The 22,480-nt window shown below is 70.6% G+C and carries 20 protein-coding genes; 17 read left to right on the top strand and 3 right to left on the bottom strand.

Annotation, left to right across the window (positions count from 1 at the left end):
* Positions 1-147: 147 nt before the first annotated feature.
* On the bottom strand, positions 148-897 hold the full coding sequence (locus AC0699_RS35045; protein ID WP_478668712.1) for an LbetaH domain-containing protein: 750 nt from the start codon (positions 895-897) through the stop codon (positions 148-150).
* 83 nt (positions 898-980) lie between these two features.
* Between AC0699_RS35045 and AC0699_RS35040 the strand changes: the two genes are divergently transcribed.
* On the top strand, positions 981-1,856 hold the full coding sequence (locus AC0699_RS35040) for a glycosyltransferase family 2 protein (RefSeq protein ID WP_478668710.1): 876 nt from the start codon (positions 981-983) through the stop codon (positions 1,854-1,856).
* Here the strand turns inward: AC0699_RS35040 and AC0699_RS35035 are convergent, their stop codons facing one another.
* Positions 1,857-2,960, bottom strand: a complete 1,104-nt coding sequence (locus tag AC0699_RS35035) for an NAD-dependent epimerase/dehydratase family protein (protein WP_478668707.1) — start codon at positions 2,958-2,960, stop codon at positions 1,857-1,859. It abuts the gene before it with no gap.
* A 32-nt stretch (positions 2,961-2,992) separates the two neighbouring features.
* Positions 2,993-3,238, bottom strand: a complete 246-nt coding sequence (locus AC0699_RS35030) for a hypothetical protein (protein ID WP_478668704.1) — start codon at positions 3,236-3,238, stop codon at positions 2,993-2,995.
* Positions 3,239-3,431: 193 nt separating this feature from the next.
* Between AC0699_RS35030 and AC0699_RS35025 the strand changes: the two genes are divergently transcribed.
* The 16 genes from AC0699_RS35025 (at position 3,432) to AC0699_RS34950 (ending at position 22,388) form a co-directional block, all read left to right on the top strand.
* Positions 3,432-4,814 carry a helix-turn-helix domain-containing protein gene (locus AC0699_RS35025; protein WP_478668701.1) on the top strand — a complete coding sequence of 461 codons (1,383 nt, stop codon included), beginning with the start codon at positions 3,432-3,434 and terminating at the stop codon, positions 4,812-4,814.
* Positions 4,815-5,759: 945 nt separating this feature from the next.
* On the top strand, positions 5,760-6,779 hold the full coding sequence (locus AC0699_RS35020) for a conjugal transfer protein (RefSeq protein ID WP_478668697.1): 1,020 nt from the start codon (positions 5,760-5,762) through the stop codon (positions 6,777-6,779).
* Positions 6,776-7,093, top strand: coding sequence for a hypothetical protein (locus tag AC0699_RS35015; RefSeq protein WP_478668695.1), 318 nt, complete (start codon positions 6,776-6,778; stop codon positions 7,091-7,093). Before AC0699_RS35020 ends, AC0699_RS35015 begins: the two co-directional genes overlap by 4 nt.
* The gene (locus tag AC0699_RS35010; protein ID WP_478668691.1) at positions 7,090-7,632 is read left to right on the top strand and encodes a hypothetical protein; all 543 of its coding nucleotides are present in this window, start codon (positions 7,090-7,092) and stop codon (positions 7,630-7,632) included. Before AC0699_RS35015 ends, AC0699_RS35010 begins: the two co-directional genes overlap by 4 nt.
* The gene (locus AC0699_RS35005) at positions 7,632-10,316 is read left to right on the top strand and encodes an ATP-binding protein (RefSeq protein WP_478668689.1); all 2,685 of its coding nucleotides are present in this window, start codon (positions 7,632-7,634) and stop codon (positions 10,314-10,316) included. Before AC0699_RS35010 ends, AC0699_RS35005 begins: the two co-directional genes overlap by 1 nt.
* On the top strand, positions 10,303-10,860 hold the full coding sequence (locus AC0699_RS35000) for a hypothetical protein (protein ID WP_478668686.1): 558 nt from the start codon (positions 10,303-10,305) through the stop codon (positions 10,858-10,860). The genes AC0699_RS35005 and AC0699_RS35000 overlap by 14 nt, the downstream gene beginning before the upstream one ends.
* On the top strand, positions 10,857-13,370 hold the full coding sequence (locus AC0699_RS34995) for a hypothetical protein (protein WP_478668683.1): 2,514 nt from the start codon (positions 10,857-10,859) through the stop codon (positions 13,368-13,370). Before AC0699_RS35000 ends, AC0699_RS34995 begins: the two co-directional genes overlap by 4 nt.
* Positions 13,371-13,384: 14 nt before the next feature.
* Positions 13,385-14,497 carry a C40 family peptidase gene (locus tag AC0699_RS34990; RefSeq protein ID WP_478668680.1) on the top strand — a complete coding sequence of 371 codons (1,113 nt, stop codon included), beginning with the start codon at positions 13,385-13,387 and terminating at the stop codon, positions 14,495-14,497.
* Positions 14,494-15,126 (top strand): hypothetical protein, encoded by a 633-nt coding sequence (locus tag AC0699_RS34985; protein WP_478668677.1) that lies wholly within the window; start codon positions 14,494-14,496, stop codon positions 15,124-15,126. Before AC0699_RS34990 ends, AC0699_RS34985 begins: the two co-directional genes overlap by 4 nt.
* Positions 15,108-17,789, top strand: a complete 2,682-nt coding sequence (locus tag AC0699_RS34980) for an ATP/GTP-binding protein (RefSeq protein WP_478668673.1) — start codon at positions 15,108-15,110, stop codon at positions 17,787-17,789. The genes AC0699_RS34985 and AC0699_RS34980 overlap by 19 nt, the downstream gene beginning before the upstream one ends.
* A complete protein-coding gene (locus tag AC0699_RS34975; protein WP_478668670.1) occupies positions 17,786-18,739 on the top strand; it encodes a replication-relaxation family protein in 954 nt (317 codons plus the stop codon). The genes AC0699_RS34980 and AC0699_RS34975 overlap by 4 nt, the downstream gene beginning before the upstream one ends.
* A 5-nt stretch (positions 18,740-18,744) precedes the next feature.
* On the top strand, positions 18,745-19,848 hold the full coding sequence (locus AC0699_RS34970; RefSeq protein WP_478668667.1) for a hypothetical protein: 1,104 nt from the start codon (positions 18,745-18,747) through the stop codon (positions 19,846-19,848).
* Between the two features lie 249 nt (positions 19,849-20,097).
* Positions 20,098-20,517, top strand: coding sequence for a hypothetical protein (locus tag AC0699_RS34965; protein WP_478668663.1), 420 nt, complete (start codon positions 20,098-20,100; stop codon positions 20,515-20,517).
* Between the two features lie 12 nt (positions 20,518-20,529).
* Positions 20,530-21,135 carry a hypothetical protein gene (locus AC0699_RS34960; protein WP_478668659.1) on the top strand — a complete coding sequence of 202 codons (606 nt, stop codon included), beginning with the start codon at positions 20,530-20,532 and terminating at the stop codon, positions 21,133-21,135.
* Positions 21,136-21,137: 2 nt separating this feature from the next.
* Positions 21,138-21,707, top strand: a complete 570-nt coding sequence (locus tag AC0699_RS34955) for an OmpA family protein (protein ID WP_478668655.1) — start codon at positions 21,138-21,140, stop codon at positions 21,705-21,707.
* A gap of 243 nt (positions 21,708-21,950) precedes the next feature.
* Positions 21,951-22,388, top strand: coding sequence for a hypothetical protein (locus AC0699_RS34950; RefSeq protein WP_478668652.1), 438 nt, complete (start codon positions 21,951-21,953; stop codon positions 22,386-22,388).
* The last annotated feature ends 92 nt before the right edge of the window (positions 22,389-22,480 follow it).

The following is a 22,480-nucleotide window of genomic DNA, read 5'->3' as shown; positions in this document are numbered from 1 at the left end:
GCGGGATACCGTAAGACCGCGGCCTCTGGTTGAAGGGACCGACGAACTCCCGGCGGGCCAGACGCCGCACGATGGCCGGTATGGAGAGGCCAGCCACCTCTCCCCCGCGAAGCTCACAACTCCGCGGAACCGGCCATCACTCGTGTCCTAAGGCCGCGATGGGCCGGTGGCTGCGCCTTCCGTCGGCCTCGCTGCCGGGATCTCCCTATGGTGTGCTGAACGCTGGCGCACGTGGACCTCGGCGGTGTGCGGGGCGGTGATGACGCTGTGGTCGGGGAGAGTGCGGCCGGCGAGGGTGACGCCGCTGGCGATCCGGCAGTCGCGACCAAGAGCGAGGCCGGGACCGAGGCTGATGCTGTTGCCGGTCTGGACCCGGTCACCGATGAGGGCGCCGAACTGCGATGTCCCGCATCGATAGAGCCCGGCCGCGGTGCGCAGGATGATCTCCCTTTCGGGCTTGCTCATGTGTGCGCTCCACATGCTGACGGCTGCGACCGTCAGGTTGGCGGACAGGTGGGCATCGGCGCCGACGAGGGTGCGGTTGATCCCGATGCGGTGGCCAAGGATCGTTCGCTCGCTCAGGAACGACCGGGTCACCTCGCAGTTGAAACCGACCGAGGCCCCCGTGCACAGCACGGAGCCGGAACGGACGGTGGAGAACTCCCACACCCGCACGTACGGACCGATGATGACGTCGTCGCCGATGATCGCTGTGGGATGGATCCGGGCCGTGGGGTGGATTCGGTGCGGAAGCCGGGTCAGGGCCTGGCATTGCCAGTCCTCCCACCTGGCCAGGAAGTCCGCGAGATCGGTCTCCTCCAGTTGCTCGTAGGGGGTGCCGCGGAGCATCCCGCTGGTAGGGGTGGTGAGGTAGTCGCCGAGGCGGATGGTGGGCATGAGGGCCTTTCCTGTGTGGTCGGTGACTGTCCCTCGGGGCGACTAGCATCACCTGAACTCGACCCGAGGAACGGAGTTCATTCGTGCGTCACCCGCGCGTTGGCGTCGCCATTTTGACCATGGGCTCGCGGCCCGTTGAGCTGGCCGCGTTGCTTGACTCGGTGGCGCGGCAGGACACGCCCGCGGCGCGGGTGGTGGTCGTCGGGAACGGCTCGCCGCTGCCGCCCCTGCCTGAGTGGGTGACCGGTGTCGAGTTGGCGGAGAACGCTGGCGTCTCCGGCGGGCGGAACGCTGCCCTGGCCCGATTGCGGGAGTTTGGGGACGTCGATGTGGTGGTGGACCTGGATGACGACGGGCTGTTGATCAGTCCGGATGTCTTTACCCGGCTCGTGGAGCTGTACGAGGCTGACCAGAGGCTGGGGATCGTCAGCTTCCGTATCGCCGACGACCGAGGCCGCACGCAGCGCCGTCACGTCCCCCGCCTGCGCTCTGCGGACCCTCTGCGCCGCGGGTTGGTCACCACATTCCTCGGCGGCGGACACGGCCTGTCGATGCGGATGCTCGAGGAGATCGGCGGCTGGCCCCAGCCGTTCTTCTACGCACACGAGGAGACCGATCTCGCCTGGCGGGCTCTGGATGCGGGCTGGAAGGTGCTCTACGAGCCGGAGCTGGTGCTGCAGCATCCGTGGACATCGCCGACCCGGCACGCGGTCTTCTACCGCATGGTCGCCCGCAACCGTGTCTGGCTCGCCAAGAGGCACCTTCCCGCCCTCCTCGTTCCTGTCTATCTGGGGGTGTGGACCGTGCTCACCCTCGCGCGCACGCGGTCGGCGGCCGGGCTCTGGGCCTGGTTCAGCGGCTTCACCGAGGGCTTGCGCACCCCGTGCCCGCCCCGGCGGCCGATGCGGTGGGCCACGGTGTGGCGGATGACCTGCTTGGGCCGGCCCCCGGTGATCTGATCACGTCGTCGCGGCCTTGCTCTGCGCCTGCAGCCACGCCGGGATCGCCTCCGGGGTTTGGTCCAGCCAGTTGGCATAGCGGACCACGCCTTCCTTGATGGTGGTGGTCGGCCGCCAACCGAGCATTGCCTCCATGCGGTGCGTGGCCGCGTAGCCGCCGAGCGGGTCGCCGGGCGGCATGGGTGTTTCCACGAATCGCGTCTTCGGATACTGCTCGGCGACCAGCTCGGCCACGGTACGGATGCTGGTGGGTGCTCCGGTGCCGACGTTGATCGTCTCGTTGTGTGCCCGCGGAGCGACCAGTGCCCGGACGGTGGCAGCGGCGATGTCGTCGACGTGCACCAGGTCGCGGATCTGGCGCCCGCCGCCGTTGAGGTGCAGCGGCATGCCAAGGGCTGCGCGGGTGGCGAACCAAGCGACCACCCATGAGTGGCTGTTCTCCTTGATCACCTGTGGTTCCCCGTAGACCGAGAAGTACCGCACGATCGTGTACGAGGTGTGCACGGCGCCCAAGGTCAGTGCCGTCTGTGTCTCGCCCCACGCCTTCGTGTTGCCATAGACGGACATCGGCCGTATCGGGGTGTGCTCGTGGAACTGCGGCGGTACCCGGCCGTAGACGGATTCCAGCAGCTGCCTCACGGATCGGTACTCGTCGCCGGGGCGTGCCCAGTCCTCCGGGTTGCCGTTGCCGTAGACGCTGGCTGAGGAGACATAGAGGAACCGGCGGATGCGCTCGCAGGCGGCAACCGCGTCCAGCAGCACCTGGGTGCCGGTGAGGTTGGTGTGGATCGCGGACATCGGTCGGCGCGTGCAGGCGGCCACGTCCGCGAGCGCGGCGGCGTGGACTACGTAATCGCTCTCGCCGACTGCCTTCTTGACTACGCCCGGGTTCTGGATGTTGCCGACGATGACGTCCGGGTCGGTGGCATCCACGCCGAATAGGTCGCGGTAGACGTGCCTGGGGTAGGCGTCCAGCATGCACAGCGAGACCGGCCGAGCCCCGAGCTGACGCAGGTGGGCGGCGATACGGCTGCCGATCAGCCCGGCGCCGCCGGTGACCAGCACCGTCCGGCCAGTGAGTTCCTTCAACTGGGAGTCGTGCACAGTGCCTCCATGACGTTGTAGTTGTGCGTCGGTCACCGGCCCGCCTGGCGGGCCCGCTCGCGCTTGGCGATGAGCTGTGCGAACTGGATGGCGTACAGCTCCACCTGGTCCGGGGTGAGGACCAGAGTCGACTCCGTGGTCCGGCCGTCGGTGTGGTGCAACTCGATGCTGAGAACGGCCTGCTGAGCACGGTGGTCGTACACCGCGTCCCGCCTGATCGCGGTCGCGTGGGTGATCGACGCCCAGCCGCCCCCGGTCGCCGGACCCTTGTCCGTCATCGATCTCACCTCCTGGGAATCTGCGGCTCGCTTCAACCGCGAGCCGCCGCACCGCCGAGGACACCGCTTCCCGGGCGGCAATGGGAGGTGCAGCCCGTCGGGGCGCAAACGGCTTGCACGTGGCGTAAACGGCTTGCAACTCCTCACATTCGGCGGCTTCCTGACGGGACAATCGACACGTAGGAGGTGAGCCATGGACAGCACACAGCCGATCTGGCGCTCGGCCGCCATGCGCGACGCCCTTGCCCGCCGCGACCCCGGGGCGATCGTCCGATTAGCCCGCCGCTCGGCCGATGTCACACTTGCCGAGCTCGGAGCGGCGATCGGCTACACCGCCGCCTCGCTGTCGCGGATGGAGCGCGGCAAGCAGCCGATGCGGGACGTGCGGCTGCTCCGGCAGGTAGCCGAGTACCTCGACATCCCGCCCGACCTGCTGGGCCTGGCGCCGAACAGTGAGCGGGCGACCCGTGCGGGATCTGGCGATCAGCACCTTCCGGGCACTACTAGGCTGGGCCCGCAGGACCTGTTCGGCGAAGAAGGGGACGACCCGGTGCGACGCCGCAAACTCCTTGCCACCCTGGCCGGAGCCACCACCAGCGCGGTCCTCGGCCCCACGGCAGCCGCACACCCAACCCGACCAAGCCTGTCCGGTCTGGAAGACCTGCTGCTCCACCGGCAACGCACCGTTGCAAACCCAGATCCCACGCCGACCGCTGTCACCGCAGCGGTTGATGCCTCGCGCCGCGACTTCAGCGCATGCCGCTACGACGCACTTGCCCGCGCACTTCCCACCCGCATCGCGCTCGCGCAGGCCCTCGGCTCAGCTGGTCACCCGGAACAGGCAGCGACTGCGATTGCCGATCTCTACACAACCACCACGCGCCTGTGCATCAAACTCGGCGAGGACGGCTTGGCCGCCGTCACCGCCGACCGGGCGCTGACCGCCGCCCTCGGCGGCGCAGACGCGCTCACCGTCGCCGAGGCCCACCGCATGGTCTCTTCCGCTTGGCGCCGCCAAGGCCACTACACCCGTGCCACCGACGTCGCTGTTACCGCAGCCCAGCAGCTGACCGCCGACCGATCGACCGATGCCACCGAACGGCTGTCCGTCCTTGGAAACCTGTACGCAACCGCGGCCTACACCGCCGCCAAGCAGGGCGACCGGCACACCGCCCACGCACTCATTACCGAGGCGGAGACCACCGCGGGACAGCTCGGCCACGACGCGCTGCTGCGCGGCAGCGTCTTCGGCCCGAGCCAGGTCCTGCTCCACCAGATTTCCATCAGCCACCTGCTCGGCGACGCAGGCCAAGCCATCGAGCACGCCCGTCGCATCAACCCCACAGCGCTGCCGACCACTGAGCGCCAGGCCCGGTACTGGATCGACGTCGCCCGCGCCTTCGACCAATGGGAGAAGGCCGACCGCTGCTACCGCGCCCTGCTCGCCGCGGAACACGCGGCACCCCAGGAAGTCCGCCGCGACACCGTGCGCACCATGGCCGCCAGCCTCATGCGGCACGACCGCACCCTGCCCGGCGTACGGGCGTTCGCCCACCGCGTCGGCGCCCTCGCCTGACGCCCTCACCGAAGGACCGAGGTTCCGGCCTGCGGCGCTTCACACCCCATCACCGCCCGCAGGCGCCCGAGCCGCTCTCATGGAACTGCTCGGAGTCCAGGACCACCCCGACCGGCGGCCACTCGGTGGCAGAACGTAGCGACTCTCGAGGGGCGCGCCGTCGTTGATCCCCCGATCCAATCCGTACGGACATCACCGGAAGGGTGCGTGGAGGGCGCAGCGCAGGGGGTTCGGTTCCTGAGGGCTGGGCACCCAAGCGGCGTGTCGTAGGCGGTTGAGCGATCGTCTGCGCATCCGCCTTCCGCCGCGATTGCGCAGTGCGCAGGACGGCGTCTGGTCGCCGTCGCGACGGCTGCGCAATCCCGTGTCTGGCACACGCCATCGGGCTGCGCAATCAGTTGCGCGGGATCGTGTCCGCGGCGTTGCGCCGACCGCGGTTGGAGATCGCCGGGCAGAGCAGCAGCCGTACGGGCCCCGACGGTGACCGCCCCGGCGGGCACGTGAACGGGAAGGCGTCGGCCCGCCGGGGCAGTGAGGAGCCATGGGGAGTCCGGCCGGTCAGCGTGGTGAGTTTCCCCGCCCGGCGGCCCGATCGTGGTGAGGTCCGACGTCGGCCGTGGTGAGTTCCTGCCGTCGGACGTGGTGAGTGGATTCGACGCCGTGGTGAGTTCGGAAATTCCTGGCTTCCGGCCCGGCTCGCTCGGTCTCGCGATCCCTGTCCTGGCGGAGAGAAGGGGCCTGTGACCAGGCATGGTGAGCGGCAGGGCCGACTCACCAGGCATGGCAGGAACTCACCATGAACGCCGTTGCTCAACCGTGATTTCAACCGGGTTCTGGTGGTGAGCGAATCGGTGAGTGGTGCCGGGTTTCTTAGGGGCAACGCCCGGTCGCCCTCTTCCCAGGAGCCCTCGCATGCCCACTCATGTTCGACGAAGGCCAGCCCCTGTGGCCGCCCCTGCCTCCCGTCCGCTGCACACTCCGAGCGCGTCCGTCGGCACTCTGCGGACCGCGCACCGACGCGTCTCGCTCACCCGGATCGGGGTGTGGGCGGCGCTCGCGGCCGGCCCGGTGGCGCTGGCTGTCTCGTGCGCAATGCCCCGCACCGTCACGGCTACTGCGCAACCCACACCCACCGCGCCGCCGTCGCTGCGCACCGTGGATCCGGCCGGGGTGGCGACTCTGTTCTGCGACCTGTGGCTGCGCAGCGACGGTGCTGCGGCCGACAGCAGCACTGCGCAGACCGTGCGCGTGCTCGCGCCGAACGTCGATCTGCCGGACCGGTCCGGCCAGGCGGCTGCGCAGTCCCTCACGCGCACTGTGGCCGTGCGCAGCGCGCGGCTGGACGACAGCAGTTGGTCGGTCGTCGTCGCCGCACAGTTCACCGTCCGTGACGAGAAGGGCGGTTCAGCGGAGGGTCCGGACGCGAAGATGATCGTGCGGTATTTCGCCGTGCCGGTCGCCGCGGCAGACAGCGCGAGCGGGCCCGGTGCTTTCACTGTGACTGCCGCTCCCGCTGAGGTTGCCGGTCCCGGCACCGCCAAGGTGGCGGAGTCGCCGTTCGAGGATCCGCTGCCTGCCGACAGTGCGCTGGTGTCCTCGCTGGGCGAGTTCTTCGCCGCGTACCTCAGTGGTGTCGGCGAGGTCGATCGCTACCTGTCGCCGGGTACGGAGCTGGCCGCGGTGCGCGGATCCAGCTATCGGTCGGTGGCCGTCGACCGGACCGCGGCCGACTCCGAGGTGGCCGATGGTGCAGTGCCGGGTGACGGCACGGTGGTGCGAGTCCAGGCTCACGTCACGGCCACGGACATTGCAGGCGGACGGTGGCCGCTCGTCTACACCCTGACGACGACCGCCCGCTCGGGCCGGTGGGAAGTCACCGCGCTGCCGGCCGGCGCCCCGGCGCAGACCGCCACGTCGAAGGCCTTGCCCACCACCCGTGCGACGGTCGGGGGTGCGGCCAAGTGAAAGCCCGTGTGCAGCTGGCCGGGAAGCTCGACCAGCTTGGCGACTCCTGGCTCGCGACGCTCGAGGACTGGGGCGACAAGGGTCTGCAGGTTGCGCTGATCGCGATCGTCGTCATCACCGTCGTCCGCAAGGTCTCCCTGAAGGCCGGCATCGGCGCCCTGATCGGCCTGGTGCTGGCGCTGGGCATCTACAACTCCCGCACCACTTTGGCGAACCTCTTCGAGGACGAGGTCAACAACCCGGCCACCGGGGCCGGGGCACCCACTGTGGTGGTCTCCGGGCAGCCGGACCGGTCGGCGGGCGGTGTGCTGTGAGCGCCCAGGCCTCGCCGCGGCCGCGCATCGCCCGGGTCTACACCGCCGCCCGCCGGCACCCGTGGGTGCTGGGCAAGCTGGGCGACTGGGTGATCTGGTTCGGCCCCTACACCCCCGCGCAGCTGGTGGTGATGGGCGGCGGCGCGCTGTTGCTGATCAAGACCTTTGCGTGGTGGTCGTGGCTGGGGCCGGTGCCGATCGTGCTGTGGCTGGTGGCGATCTGGGCGGTGCGCGGCGCGAAGATCGGCGGCCGGTCCCCGTTCACCGCCGCCTTCGGCTGGATCGCCCTGCTCGCGCAGCACCCGGCGGGCCGGATCGGGGGGCGGGCTGCCCGCGACCGACGGCCCACCACGCTCACGGGCCGCTTCGTCGTCGAGCCCGCGCCAGCCGCGGTGTCCGTGCCGATCGGAAAGGCGGCGCATGCCCGCCGTCGTCGTTCCCCCGCCCCCTCCCAGGCGGCGGTGCGGCCGGTGCCGGTCAGCGGACTGGCCCGGCTGCTGCACGAAGCCCACAGCAACCAGCAGAGCGGGAGGTCGTGATGCGGATCCCGTTTCGGCACATCGCCGGGCACCTGGTGTGGTCCACGTCGGGCAGCGTATGGGCGATCTGGCGCGTCAAGCCGATGGGCGGCCGCTACGTCCCTGCCCGTGTACGGGACGAACTGCTCGGGCGGGTGACCGCGCTGGTGCGGTCTCTGGCCGGGGCACCGAGGGTGTTCGGGCTCGCGGCGCGGGTCGACCCGGGGGAGATCGCTGATCAGATGGTCGACGGTGTCGACTGGCAGCGTCGTCCGGCCTGGTGCGAGACCACCGCCGCCGGCCTGGATCTGCTAGCCGGTCAGGAGATGCACCGACGCACGCTGTGGCTGGCAGCGCCGCTGTCGTCCCCGCACGGCCGGTTCGATCTTGCCCAGGCCGGTTCGGCGATGTGGGCGGAGCTCGCGGGCACGCTCGGTCTCCCCCCGGCCCCGGTGGCTGCGGACGAGGTGGCCGACTACACCGAGCAGGCAAGCAGGGTGCAGGTGGCGCTCGGCGGAGGCCTTGCCCTGCGGCCCGCGACGCCGGCGGAGATCGTGTGGATGGTTCAGCACGCGGTGCACCGCGGTCTTCAGGAGCCGCTGCTCGCGCATGCCGAGCAGTCGCCGCTGTACGGAGGTCGGGTGCGTGACGGACAGCTGCGCTCCCCTTCCTACGCCGAGCTCGGGCAGATCCGCCTCGCCGAAGGTGGCCGGCCTACCGCCGACGACGGCAACGCGGACGGCCAGACGAAGAGGAAGCCGAAGTCGAAGCCCCGCAGGCCGCAGGGCGGCCAGTCGTGGTGGCGGGGCGATGGCGCTTCCCCGTTGCTGCGCCGCTGGCTGCAGGTCGAGTGCGAGGCCGGCACCGGCTACCAGGCCCACCTCGCGCTCGCCGAGCTCCCGCCGTCGCAGTCGGTGGAGGCCGCGGACCTGCTCGCGCAGCTCGAATCGCTGGACTTTCCCGTCGACTTCACCGTCGACCTGAACGTGGTTCCCGCCGCGCGGGCCAAGGAGCAGGTACAGCGGAAGAAGAAGGAGCTGCTGGACCAGGCCGAGCAGTACGGCGCGCAGCCCACCGGCATGCCGCATTCTCTGCCGGAAGCGGCCGGGGACCTGGCGGAGGAGGACGCCAGGTTGTCGCGTACCTCCGTGGAAGTCGAGGTCCAGTCGGTGACCGTGCTCACCGTGTGGGGACCGGACGCGGCCACGTGTGATGCCCGCGCCCGGGCGCTGGCCGCGTTGCTGTCCGGCGGGGATTACCGGGCGGTGCGCCCGCACGGCATGCAGGAGGCTCTCTTCGCCCTTGGCCTGCCCGGGTCGGCCCGGCCCGCTGCGGTGCGGGAGTTCACCCAGCACCAGCTGTCGGAGGACTGGGCGGCCTTTGGGGCCTTCACCAACACCGGTGTCGGCGATCCGACCGGGCTGATGGTCGGCGTCGATCTCGACTGCGGCACGATCCGCCCGGTCCTGCTCAACATCGCCGACGCCCCGCAGCGCAACGCCTCCGCCTCCGTGGGCATCGTCGGCGACCTCGGCGCCGGCAAGAGCGTGCTGGAGAAACTCCTCGCCTCCGCGGTCGTCGACCGGGGCGGGCGGGCGATCGTGATCGACCGGACCCCGATCCGCGAGTGGGCCACCTTCGGCAAGTCCGCCGCCGGGGCACGGTGCCAGGTCATCGACGCCGCCAAGGCCGAGCTGTCCATCGACCCGCTGCGGGTCTTCGGCGGGCCTACCGGCGCTCACTACGCCCTGTCCTACCTCACCCTGCAGCTGGGCATCGGGCCGATGTCGGCGGCCGGAGCCGTGCTGCACCACGCGGTCGAGCAGGCCGCCGCCGGTCCCAACCCGTCGATGGCCGCCGTCCTCGACGTCCTGAAGCACCTGGCGGATGACGGATCGACGGGTGCCACCCGCAGGGATGCGGCTGCCACGATGAACGACCTGCTGCAGATCGTCAGTTCCAACCCGCTCGCGTCGATGGTGTTCGACCCCGAGCTGCCGCCGGTCACGCTGGACGGCGACCTCGGCGCGGACATGGTGGTCGTCACCACCACCGGGCTCACCCTGCCACCGCGCGAGGCCTTCGCGAACATCGACGTGCTGCGGCAGCAGCCCCTGGAGGCGCTGATCGGGCGGGCGGTGCTGTATCTGATCGCGGCGATCGCGCGGCAGGCGGCATTCAGCGATCCGGGCCGGTTCTGCACCGTGGCGATGGACGAGTGCTACTGGCTCACCTCCTCCGCGGAGGGCAGCGCGCTGGTCCACGAGATCCTTCACGACGGCCGCAAGCACGGCGCCGGCTGCCTCCTCGGCGCCCACGACACGGACGAGCTCGGCAAGGACGCCGGTCTGCTCGCCTACAAGGTCCTCGCCCGCACCAGCGACCATGCCCGAGCCCGCAAGGGGCTGGCGTTCCTCGGCCTGGACGACAACTCCGAGGACCTGATCCGGCTGGTCACCACCGGTCTCTCCCCCGTCGGACAGCCGGACCGGGACGGCGAGATGCTGCTGCGCGACCCGCGCATGCAGGTCGGCCGGATCAAGGTCCATGTGCCGCCCATGCCGCGTATCCAGCAGGCCATCTTCACCACACCCGGCGCCGCCACGGCTACCGACAGCACACCGCCGGTGACCCTCACCGAGCAGGACGCCAGCGCGCCGCACGACCGCGCCACCACGGCGGGAGCTTCACATGCCCGCCTCTGAAGGAGACCACCGGCTGATGGCCGCCGGCGTCCGCTCGGCGTCGGCGCCCATAGCCCGGCGTGGGCGGTGCTCGCCCGCCACCGGCCCGCGGACACGCCAGGCACCCGGGGCCTGCGCCCCGGTGACCGCCTCGTACCGCGACCACTCCCGCCCCCAACGCACCGGCCAGGAGCCCGAGATGAACCCCACGCCCCCGTCCCGGATCCGAATGCTGCTGTGCGTCGCCACCGGGGTCCTGCTGCTCACCTGCATCGTGGCCACCTGGGTGCTGCCCCGCCCGATCGTGGGAGCCGACCTTAGGACTGTGCCAGCCGCCGCTGCGACCGACGCCACGGCGGCCGGACGCGACGACCCGTGCGATCTGATCGTCGGCCCTGCGCGGGATTACTGCCTCACGCCCGCCCCGGGGAACGCCGTGCCTGCCGCGGCCGCCGTACCCGGCAGGGCTCGCAGTGAGCAGGCGGCCTGGCTGCTGGTGTTCTCCACCGCAGCCATCGCCGCCGCCATAGCTCTGGCCTCGACAGCGGGGCGGCGGGTCCGGTGAGGAGATTCGATCGCGGCACGCTCCGTGCGGCCGGATTCGTCGCCCTGCTGGTCGTCGTGTTCCTGACCGTGAACACGAGCGTGGCGGCGGCCGCCGACGCCGGCGGACCCTCGGAGGCCGGCGGACTGCTCGCCCCTTTGAACGTCACCAGTTCCGAAGGCGTCTCGCTGACCGGGTACGAGCTCGGCGCTGACGCCGGTGGGGTCACCAACGTCACGGGCCAGATCCAGTCGCTGCTGCTCGGGGGCCTGTTCACGCTGGTGCGGCTGCTGGTCGGGCTCGTGTGCTGGCTGATCGAGTTCGCCTTCGGCTTCCCGCTCATCACCGCCCTGCTCGCACCGGCGCAGAAGGCCGCCGACGCCTACAACACGCATGTCGTCGGCGCACTCGGCTTGAAGGGCCTGCTGCTGGGGTGGGCGTTCATTTTCGGGCTGATCCTGTTCATGCGCGGCAAGATCGGCAAGGGCCTGGGGGAGATCGTCCTCACGCTGCTCATCGCCGCGCTCGCTGCGAGCGCGTTCATCCGCCCCGACTACCTGCTCGCCAAGGACGGGCCGCTCGACCAGACGCACCAGGCTGCCCTCGAGGTTGCCTCGATCACCACCAACAGCTACTTCGGCAAGAGCGCTGCGCCTGCGGATGATCCGTGTGATCTGGTGATGGGTCCGGCCAATGACGCGTGCTCGAGCAGCGAGGCCCAGGCGAAGGCGGTCGCGCGGCCTCTGCAGGACGCGCTGACCAACGCGCTGGTCGTCAAGCCCTACATGCTGTTGCAGTACGGCCGGACCCTCGATCCGAAGAGCGCGGACGACAAGGACACATACAAGGTCCACCTGAAGTGGGTCAAGGGCGGCTACGAGAGCAAGCAGCCCAAGCCAGGCAGCAAGGACGACCCGTGCCGGCTCCTTGAAGGGACGCCGTCGTACGAGTACTGCAACAGCGACGAAGGGCCGTCGTTCGACACCGGTCCCGGCGACAAGAGCCTGGTGGACCGGATTGAGACTCCCGAAGAGAAGCGGTTCAACAAGTTCACCAAGGACCTCGAAGAAGCAGGTGAAAGCGGTGCAGCGGCGGCCGAGTACGCCAGGAAGCCGTCCTGGGACCGGGTCGGGGCGGTGCTCCTGCTGCTGATCGCGGTCATCGTGATCGCGCTGCTGGTGGTCTCGACGACACTGGTGCTCCTCGGCTCCCAGGCCGCGGACGTCGGCTCGGCCGCTGTCGGTGGCATCGCCTGGGTGTGGGGCATGCTGCCCGGCCCGTCCCGGATGGCGGTGTGGCGCTGGTTCGGCGTGTTCATCGTGTCGGTGATGATCATGTTCATCACCGCGATGGCGCTGCCGTTCTTCGGGATCGCGGTCGACGTCCTGCTCACTGACAGCGGGCCGGACCTGATGGTGGAGCGGCTGCTGCTGCTCGATGCGCTGGCGATCGCGTTCCTCGCCTTCCACCGCCGCATGCTCGCCGCCGCCAGCCAGTTCGGTCAGCGCCTCGCGATGCGGATGCGGTTCGCCAAGGTCGGCGGTACCCACCTGCCGGGCGACACCAGCGAGTTGGGTGCAGCGCTGGCGATGAACCTGCCCGGAGGCGGAGGCTTTGGAGCCTCACCCGGTCTGCTCGCCGGCCCCTCGTACGCGCATCGGGCGCTCGGGATGCGGCACCGCGTCCTCGGCAGCCTCGCCGCCATGAGCGATGGCACCGGCATGTCGTTCGACCCCGGTCGTCTCCTCGGCGAGGCCATGGCCGAAGGCCGCCGCGGCCTGGCCCCGCTCGCGCTCGGCATGGCCGGTGCGCGCCTCGCGGTGGGGGGCGCCCACGGCGCGCTGATCGGTCCCCGCCCTCCAGAGGAAGACGAATCCATCAAGCTCCTGCGTGCCATCGCCCACGGAGGCGGCGACGGTGCGGGCCCCAGCGGCGAGGTCGGCGGCAGGCCGGTGACCGCAAACAGCAAGACCGGGGAGATCCTCCACGACCCGAACACCGACCGGGGGCTGCTCGGCTCCCGTATCCACCGCCGTGCCTCCCGCTACCGCGGCTATCGCATCGCCAGCCGCACTGCCCGCATCGGGTACGGCGCCACCATCGGACTGCCCGGGAACGTCAAGGCGGGACGACGCAAGGCGAGTGAGTACACGCAGGACGCGCAGACCCAGCTGAAGGTGGCCGCGAACAAAGTCCGTCAGGACGCCGAGCAGTGGAAGCCGGTCGGCCAGGCCGTCATGGGCACCGTGGACCACGTCTCCCAGCGCGCCGCCACCGCATGGGCTGTCCACGACCCGGCGACGCGGGTGAGGACCGCCGCCCGCGATGCGGCCGCCGGCGCGGCCATCTTCACCTCCACGCCGACCGTCGACGACTCCGGCCCGCGCGGTGGCGCCGGCGGCAAAGACACTGCGGCGGTGCGGCCGGAGGACCCGGCGACCGACGCACGCCGGCGGGTGTTCGACGCCCTGATGCGCGCGCAGCGCACCAGTTGGGACAACCAGCCTCGGTGGGGCGGTGAGGACGAGTGAGGGCGTGGCGGCAGATGGGCTGCCTCACCGTGCTGCTGCTGGTGGGCGCGGTGTGCTGCGCGGCGCCGCTGACCGCGATGATGTCCGCCGCGAACAGCCTCGCTGGCCCCTCGGCACGGGGCGGCATCAGCGGAGCGGCGGCGGGGATTCCCGAGCGGATGCTCGCCGCGTACAAGAGTGCCGCGCTCGCTGTGACGGGCGTCGTTCCGAAGTGCCGGGCGATGCGCTGGCAGATCCTGGCCGGTGTCGCCCATATCGAGTCGAACCACGCTGCAGGGCGTACGGTCGCCGCGAGCGGGCAGATTACGCCGCGGATCCTGGGGCCGCGCCTGGACGGTTCCGGCGCGGGCGGCAACACGACCGCGATCCGGGACACCGACAAAGGGCTGTGGGACGGCGACACCGCCTTCGAGAGGGCGGTCGGCCCGTTCCAGTTCCTCCCTGCCACGTTCCGTATCTACGGGCGGGACGGCAACGGCGACCGGCGCATCGACCCGCACAACGCGGACGACGCCGCCCTGGCCGCCGCGGTCTATCTGTGCGGGAAGGGCCGCAACCTCGCCGACAGCGGCCAACTCCGCAAAGCGCTCTACGCCTACAACCACTCCACCGCGTATGTCGATGACGTCATGTCACAGATCGACCACTACGACTCCCTGCAGTCCGGTACCGGCCTCGAAGGGGTGACGGGGACGGTCGGCACGGTGCTCGAGGCAGCGCTGAGCCAGCGGGGAGTGCCGTATTCGTGGGGCGGCGGCAACGCGAGCGGTCCGTCGCGGGGGATCTGCTGCTCGCCGGGCGGACAGGACGGCCGCACGGTCGTCGGCTTCGACTGCTCGGGCCTGACCACGTATGCGTTCGCCCGCGCCGGGATCAGGCTGCCGCGCACCGCCGCCGCCCAGGCCGGAGCTGGCCGCCGCATTCCCGCCTCCGCCGGATACAAGGCGCTCAAACCGGGTGACCTGGTGTTCTACGGCTACATCCCCACCAGGGACAGCACCATCCACCACGTCGGGATCTACCTCGGCAACGGAAAGATGATCAACGCGCCGAGGCCCGGCAAGCCGGTCCGCATCGACCCCGTCAGTGCGATGCCGGACTTCGCGGGAGGGGCGCGGCTGCTATGACCACTCGACCTCCCGCCCGCTTCTCCGGGCGCGCCCTGCTCGCCGCCGCAGCGGTGCTGGCCGTCGGCGGAAGTGTTCTGGTCGCCCTCGCAGTGCCGGGCAGCCCCCCGCCCGCGCCTGCCGCTTCGCCGAGCGCCTACGCGCACCTGGCCACCGTCGCCGCCTCCAGCGCCTCCCCGGCCGGTGTACCGACGGCCCGGCCCGACCCGATCACGCCGCGCGCGGGTACGGCGTCGCCGTCGGCTACGGCGAGCGAGCTTCCGCCGCCCGGATCGGGGCCGGCCGCCGATCCGATCGTGCAAGACGCCCTCGAGGCAGCGATCCCTGCGGATCTGCCGAACGGCACCGCGCAGCGCCTGGTGGCCCTGGGCAAGGCGGTGTGGACCGCCGAAGTCACCCACGTCGGCCGCCGGCGGTGGCCGCACTACTTCACCAGCACCGTCCCGTCAGCCAACTACACGCGCTTCCGGATCCAGGCGGCGATCGCCCGCCGCGAGCGCGGCCACACAGGCGCCGCGGTGGTGCACCTGGTGTGGGCCGGCTCAGATCCGTCCGGCACCTATCTGGACGGCCGCAGCGGGACCGTCCGCTTCACCCGTGAAGGAGACTCATGGACCCCCGTGCGGTAACGCTTGCCTCCGCGCCCCAGCTGGTGTGGAACGGCGCGGTCGGCCTCGCCGAGGCGGCGTGGGTGCTGGCGAACTGGCTGTACGCGAACGCCTGGTGGCTGGGCCTCGCCGGCGCTGTGGTCTGGTGCGGCTGGGCCTGGTTGCAGCGCCGTCTGGCCGCCCGGGCGCTGTCGAAGCGCACGTGTGTGGAGCTGCTGCCCTCGAGGCAGTTCGAGACCGGTGGTGAGGAGATCCTCAGGTTCGGCGCGCAGCTGATCCGGGCCGCGAGCGCGGGCCCGTGGTGGACTCCGCGGGATGCGCGAACAGTGCGGATCAGGCTGCGGGCCGATGGCACGAAGCCGTTGTCGTACCGGATCGAGGGCCCGGCCTCCGCGCGGCACCTGCTGCTGCAGACCCCCTACGCCCGGGTGCGCACCGAGCCAGCCCGCCCGGTGCGGGACAAGAAGCGTGACCATGTGGTGCGGGCGGTGTTCGTGTTGCACGGCACCGCCGGGTCCCGGCTGCGGGACGTGCCGCTGGAGCCGGACCCTCTGCAGCCACTCATCGACGCCGTCGCTGACCTGCGCGCCGATCTGGGCGACGTCGCCGAAGTGTGCCTGGACATCTCCCCGGCCTCCAAGTGGCGGCTGCGTGCGCGGCGCTGGCAGGTCGTCGACGCCGCTCGTCAGCAGGCCCGCCGCGAATCGCGGCGGGAGGCCCGGTGGATGACGCAGGACGCCGCCACGATGGAGGACGCCCTGTCCTGGCAGGTCACCAAATATCTGGTGCCCAAGGAGCAGCGCGGCGGTGAGGGACGGCGGCTGCTGATGACGCCGCGGCCGCCGCGGGTCGACCGGGACAAGGCGCTCGGCAAGCTGGTCGAGGACACCGGTCTGGTGCGGGTGCAGCTGCTGGTGCGCTGCGCCTCCAACACGGTGGGCCGGGCGGAGCGGCGCCTTAGGCACATCGAGGCGGCGCTGGATGTGTACGCGGCCCGAACCCGCCTGTCGTCGCTCGGGGCGTCGTGGGGGCCGCTGCGGTTCGGTCCGGACCGGTGGCCGTGGCGGGAGCGGTTCGATGCTCGGTGGGCAAGCGGGCTGATCCGCCCGGCGCGGGATTCCTGGGCGCGGGTCGAGGAGCTCGCCGGGTTGCTCAAGCCCCCCACTGTGCATGCCAGGCTGCCGCTGCTGGCCGGCGACATCCCCACCTACGAGCCGGGCAAGAGTCTGCTGCCGCAGGGCTGGTACCGCGGACCGGATGGCCGGGAGCGCCTCATCGCCACCCGGGAGGACGACACCCTGTTCGAGGTGCAGGTCGGCAAGGCCGGGTGGGGTAAGACCATGCGGGCGCTCGTACAGGCCGTGGCCAGTGCGCACGGAAGGCGTGGGCTGGCGTTCGTCGACCCGCACCGCGACTCGTGGGCGACCGTCGCCCCCTACCTCGCGCACCCCTCGATCATGCGTCGAGCGTGGCTGTTCGACCTGACCATCCGCGATCCGCAGGACCGCCTGGCGTGCTGGAACCCGCTGAGCATGACCGGTAGCGGGCAGGCCCCGCACGAGGTGGTGGCCGCGACCGTGGACGCGTTCGCCACGTCGCTGGGGTGGGGGGATGCGAATGCGCCGCGGGCGATCACCATCTTCACCAAGGCGGTGGAGGCCCTCGTCGCCATCAACACCCAGGCGGTCGCCGCCGATGCTGCGGACTGCCAGGCCACCGTGTTCCAGATCCGTCCCCTGCTGACCGATCCCCTCTTTCGGAAGCTGGTCGTCGACCGGCTGGATGCCGAAGCCGCCCGCTGGTGGATGACGTCGTTCCCCGAGATCCCGAAGGATGCCCTGCCGACCGTCCTCAACCCGCTGGACCGGCTCGCCGCCTCTCCTGTCATCAAGGCCTTCCTCGGCTCCCCCACCGGCAGCTACGACATCCGCAAGGCCATGGACGAGGCCAGCGTGGTGTGGATCTGCCCGGCCGGTACCGGCCCCACCGACCGGCTGCTGGTGTCCCTGCTGGTGCGCGACATGCTCCGCGCGGGGCTGTCCCGCCGCGACACTCCCGAGCGCCAGCGGCGCTCGTTCCGCCTGTACCTGGACGAGTTGATCTCCCTGGACGGTGCCGCCTCCACCTCTCTGGCGGAGATCACCGAGCAGCTGAGGAAGTTCGGCGTCCGTATGCACGGCATGACGCAGCTGCTGCACCGCCTCTCCTCGGATGTGCGGACCGCGCTGCTGCAGAACGCCTCCTGTCTGTCCACCACGGCCGGATCCGTGGAAGCGATCCGGCACATCACCGATGAGTGGAACGGCCAGGTCAATCCCGCGGACGCCGCCGAGCTGGACCGGTACCAGCACTGGGCGTCGTTCACGGTGGCCGGCAAGCGCATCGGGCCGCTGCTGATCCGCGGCCCGGAACTGAGCGAAGTCTTTGAAGGCCTGGCTCGGCCGGGCAAGGTGCGCGCCCTGCTGCGGGCCGCTCACACCAACACCGGGGCCTGGCCGCTCGGCTCGCTGACCGCCGTCGCCTCCACGCATGAGATCACCGTCCGCGCGTTCCTCACCCGCCTGGGCCCCGGGCCCGGGCCTGGCCCGGGCGCTGGGCCTGGCGGGCAGGGGCCGGCCTCTCCGAGCCCGGCCGGCCCGAACCTCCCGTCCGCTGACGCCAACCCCCAGGAGCAGTACGTATGAGCACCGAACTCGACACCGCCGGCCTGGACGCCGTGGCTGCGGAGGATGCCGGGGCAGACCTGCAGCCCAGCATGGAGGACACCGCCGCCCACCGGGCCCTGGCGCTGCTCGCCCAGCACCGCCTGGTCACCACCCCGCAGATGCACCAAATGCTCGCCATGGCGGTCCGGCAGACCACCTCCACCGTGCTGAACACGCTGCGGGAGGAGAAGTTGGTCTCCTACACCGTGCTGCCCAACAGCAGCCGCTTGCGGGCCTGGTTCCTCACCGCCCGCGGCGCCCGGGTCGTCAATGGGTGGCCGGAGCTCCGCGGCCGCACCGTACAGCCGCCGGGCAGCGCCACGGAGGCCTCGCTGCGGGCCGCTCACACGCTCACCAACGTGCGCGCGCATCTGGCGTTCCTGGCCGATGCCCGCCGACGCGGGGACGAGTACGGGCCGCTGGACTGGGTGCCCGAGATCGCCCACCGGCTCCCCGACACAGGCGGCGAGGACAAGCTGATCGCCGACGCTGTCCTGCACTACACCGCCACGGCGCCACGGCGGCTGCAGTACCGGGCATTCGTCGAAGTGGACCGGGCCACCATGAGCAGCGAGCGCCTAGCCCGCAAGCTCATCTCCTACGCCCGGTTCCACGACTACACCCCCCAGGCCCCCGGCGGGCGGCGAGGCACGGTTGCCGACCAGGCCGCGATGCTCGCCTGGCAGCGCTTCTACCCGCGCTTCCCGCGGGTGCTGTTCATCGTCACCGGAGCCCCCACTGCTGGCCTGAAGCGCCGAATCGAGGACCTGAGGGCGATGGCCGCCAGCCACGCGCTGGTGGCGCAGCTGGCCGGGCAGGTCCAGCTCGGCGCCGCCGTACTGGAGGACCTCAAACACCACGGGCCGTCCGCGGCGGTGTGGACGCCGCTGTCCGGGCCCGCTGACCGCCGCTCGTGGATGGACCTGTAGCACCGATGAAGAAGCTGCGTACCCGCCCACCGAGGTTTGTGGCCCTGGACAACCGGGCCGTCGACGACCTGCGTCTGAGCGTCCTGGACGTCGGGCTGCTGGCCCTCGCCCTGCGCTGCCCGGACGGAGCCGAGTTCACCGTCGAATCGACCGCCCGGAAGCGCAAGCCGGGCCGCGAGGCCCTGACCGGGGCCATGCGCAACCTCGTGAAGTGCGGCTACGTCGTCAAGCTGAAGATCCAGGACGCGGCCACCGGCAAGTGGCGCACCGAATTCAGTGTTGCGGACCTTCCGTTCAGCCACGACGACGTCGCCGACATGCTCGCCGACGTGGAAGGTGCGCGGGCGATCCGCATCGAGCCGGCCTGGCTCGACCCCCGCGGCCAGAAGGCCGATGAGCCGCCCGCCCCGGCACCGCGTACGGGGGGTGCTGCGCGGCCCACCCGAGTGACGGGATCCCGTAACTCGGGTGCGACCAGCACGAACAGACAAGAACAGCAGGTCGCACCGACCGACGGGTTTCCGACGGTCGGTGAGCCGATCGTCGGAAACCCGTCGGCTAAAGAAAAAAGACTTCAACTACAAGACTCTTCTCTCTCCTCTGACCGGAGCCCAGACGGCGGCAGCCGCCCGAGCCCGGCGAGGACCGAGAGAGAGACCCCGCTCCCCCACAGCACATCAGGACCCGCGCCCGGCGTCGAGCAGATGGCCGTCGCGGCCGCCAGCGGCGGTTCACCTCCCGCCGTACAGCCGGCCGTTGGGCTGCGTCCGGTGGGTGAGCAGGTCGCGGAGGTCTGGGCGAAGGCTCGGGAGCAGCGCGGATTCGCGGTCCCGGTGCTGGGCGCCAATCGAATCGCGCGGTCCGCCGCGGCGCTGGCCGCCTCCGGTACGCCGCAGGAGGTGCTGCTGCAGGCCGCCGCCGACATGGCCCGCCAGCCCACCTGGCTGGACCTGGAGCGGCACTTGGAGCACTGGACTCCCCCCTCGGCCACGCCCCGGGCAGCAGCCCGGCCGGAACCGTACTGCGACGAGTGCGACTACGGATGGATCACCGACAAGGAAGGGCGGGCCCGCAAGTGTGCCTGCCGAAAGCGAGGAGAGAACCAGTGATTCGGAACCGGGGTGTCTCAGGTGATGCAGGAGCCGCAACGTCAGGATCGCTCGAACTGGCCGGGCGGACCGGGCACATGAGACGAAGCAAATCACTAGACTTCCCATACGCAAACACTCTATGTTTGCCGCAACGGCTGATCGCCCCGCCTAGTCGCAAGAGATTTCTACTTACGGGGGTTCCTCATGCCTGAATCACAGAGGCAGGTTTGCGTAAGGGAAGCGGCCTTGAGCGGTGCGGAGCAAGCGGTGCTTGGCCACACCCGCACCGCCGATGGCGCCGACGAGACAACCGTCGCCGCCGGCCACGAGGGCCCCACTCCCACCGTGTCCCCGGTCGTCACCTGGCCGCCCCGCACCCGGCGCGTCCGCCGGCACGGCACCCTCATCCGTCTGAGCGGCCCCTTCACCGACGAAGACCTCCACGCCGTCAGAACCTCCCTGCCCGCCAGGCAGGCGACCCGCGATGGCGACGCCATCACCATCTGGCCCACCGGCGCCCGCCAGATCACCACGCATCACAACCACCTGGTGATCCTGCTCGGCACCTTCGACATCTGGGACCTCACCGCCGTACGCGCGGCCCACCCAGACCAGTTCGTCAGCCACGACGGCGACGCCATCACCATCTGGCCCGCGACCGTCGACCCCACCCACCTGAAGCCCTAGGAGGCAAAGCACATGAACCCCGTCACGCCCCGGAACCGCCACACTCTGATCGCCGCCGCGGCCGCCGTCCTCATCCTCGCCGGCACCGCCGCCTGCTCCACGACCGACGACAAGACCGCACCGGCCGGCCATGCAGGCCCCGCCGGCAACGCCGCACAGCAGCAGGGCGGAGCCGCGGCCCCCGCTGACAGCGTGGACCAGGCCCAGACCGACGGCCAGCCGCTGGCCCAGGTCGACGGCGAAGGCGACCTGACCATGCGCATCACCGCAGCAGAGCGCAGTCAGGGAGGTAAGTGGTTGACCATTCGCGGCACCATCACCAACAACACCAGCGCCCACTTTTACGGAACCAGCAGCTGGCGCGGCGACTACCGCGACATGCCCAAGAGCCCACAGTCGGTCGCTGGCGCAACGCTGGTCGACGAGGCCAGCATGAAGCGCTACTACGTCCTGCGCGACACGACCGGCCTGTGCCTGTGCACCACGGGAATCGGCAGGATCGAAGCGGGGAAGGCCGTCTCCTTCACCGCCCAGTTCCCGGCCCCGCCCGCGAGCAGCACCGAGCTCGGCTTCCAGCTGCCGACCTTCCCCGTCGCTACCTTCAAGATGGGCGGCTGACCATGAACCGGCGTACAGCCCTGCTCATCCCGGCCGCGCTCCTCCTCATGTTCACCACGGGGGCCGCGTCGGCCCAGGCCGACGAAACCCCTTCTGCAGACGGGCAGCTCCAGCCGGGAGCAACCCTCGCCCCGCCGGTCATCGAAGACCTGCGCATCATCACCGCCGACATCACCACCGTCTCTGGCACCGTCGACGAGCGCCGCGAAGACACCACCGACCAGGTCAAGGTCACCCTCGGCGCGAAGATCCTGTTCGGCAAGGACAGCGCCGAGCTGACCGCAGCCGCCCGCGCCCGCATCCGGGCCATCGCCCGCGAGATCAGCAGCCAGCACGCCACGAAGGCGACCATCGCCGGATACACCGACGATCTCGGCTCGGCTGCCCACGGACTGACCCTGTCCCGTCAGCGGGCCGAAGCCGTACGCGACGCGCTCCGCCAGGAGCTCGGCACCGGCGTCACCTACACCGTCCAGGGGTTCGGCGAGAACAGCCCCATCGCCGACAACAAGACCGCTTCCGGCAGGGAGAAGAACAGGCGCGTGACTATCGCGTTCCCCCGGCAGCCGTGAGCCCCGGCGGGACGAGCTGGCACAAATGCGGGCGGCGACTCCCCGCCCAACGGGGCAAGGCATGTTCTGCGCCCGTCATACCGGCCCTGAACTGCCTTAACGAACTGTGTTGTTGGAGGATCTTTGCGTAACGTACGAGGACAGACCCGCCAGCTGTGGCAGTTGAGACCGGAATCAGGTCCACACCCTGCGCAGCGCGCTGCAGGTCGAGAGACACCGTCGGTAGACGCACGGGGAGGCGCAGTGGCACGGACAGTACGGCGCGAGCGGAATCGACTTCGTACCTGGAATCCCAAGAAGCTCAGCCTGATCCTCTCCGCGGGTGCGCTCGCACTCTCGGCGTGCAGCAGCGAATCAGATTCCGCAGGGAAAGGCGGGGCGACTCCCGCTCCGGCCTCTTCCACCACATCGACTACGCCAACCGCCGATCTGACCACCGCGGAGAAGACAGCCGTACTCGCCGCCTACTCCAAATTCTGGGATGAGCAGGCCAAGGCATACTCCCAGGCGAGCCTTGAGGGCACTGAGCTGAAGAGGTACGCGGCCGGCACGGCCCTGGTACGTGCTCAGACCGATATCGCCAGCCTCAAGGAGAAGGGGGTTGTGGCGACGGGCGAGCCGAAGAGCACCGCCGTCGTCACGAGCATCGACCCGAAGCTGAAGGTGCCCCGCGCGGCCTGACGGCGGCCGTGAAAAGCTCCCCATAGGCGGCCACTTACCGCCCCACTGACGGCCACGGAATTCCCCACGTACGGCCGGATATCTCCCCGCTC

The sequence above is a fragment of the Streptomyces sp. NPDC043870 genome, assembly GCF_056435785.1.
Note: the sequence above shows the minus strand (reverse complement) of the source record. Positions and strands in the feature narration are given on the sequence as shown.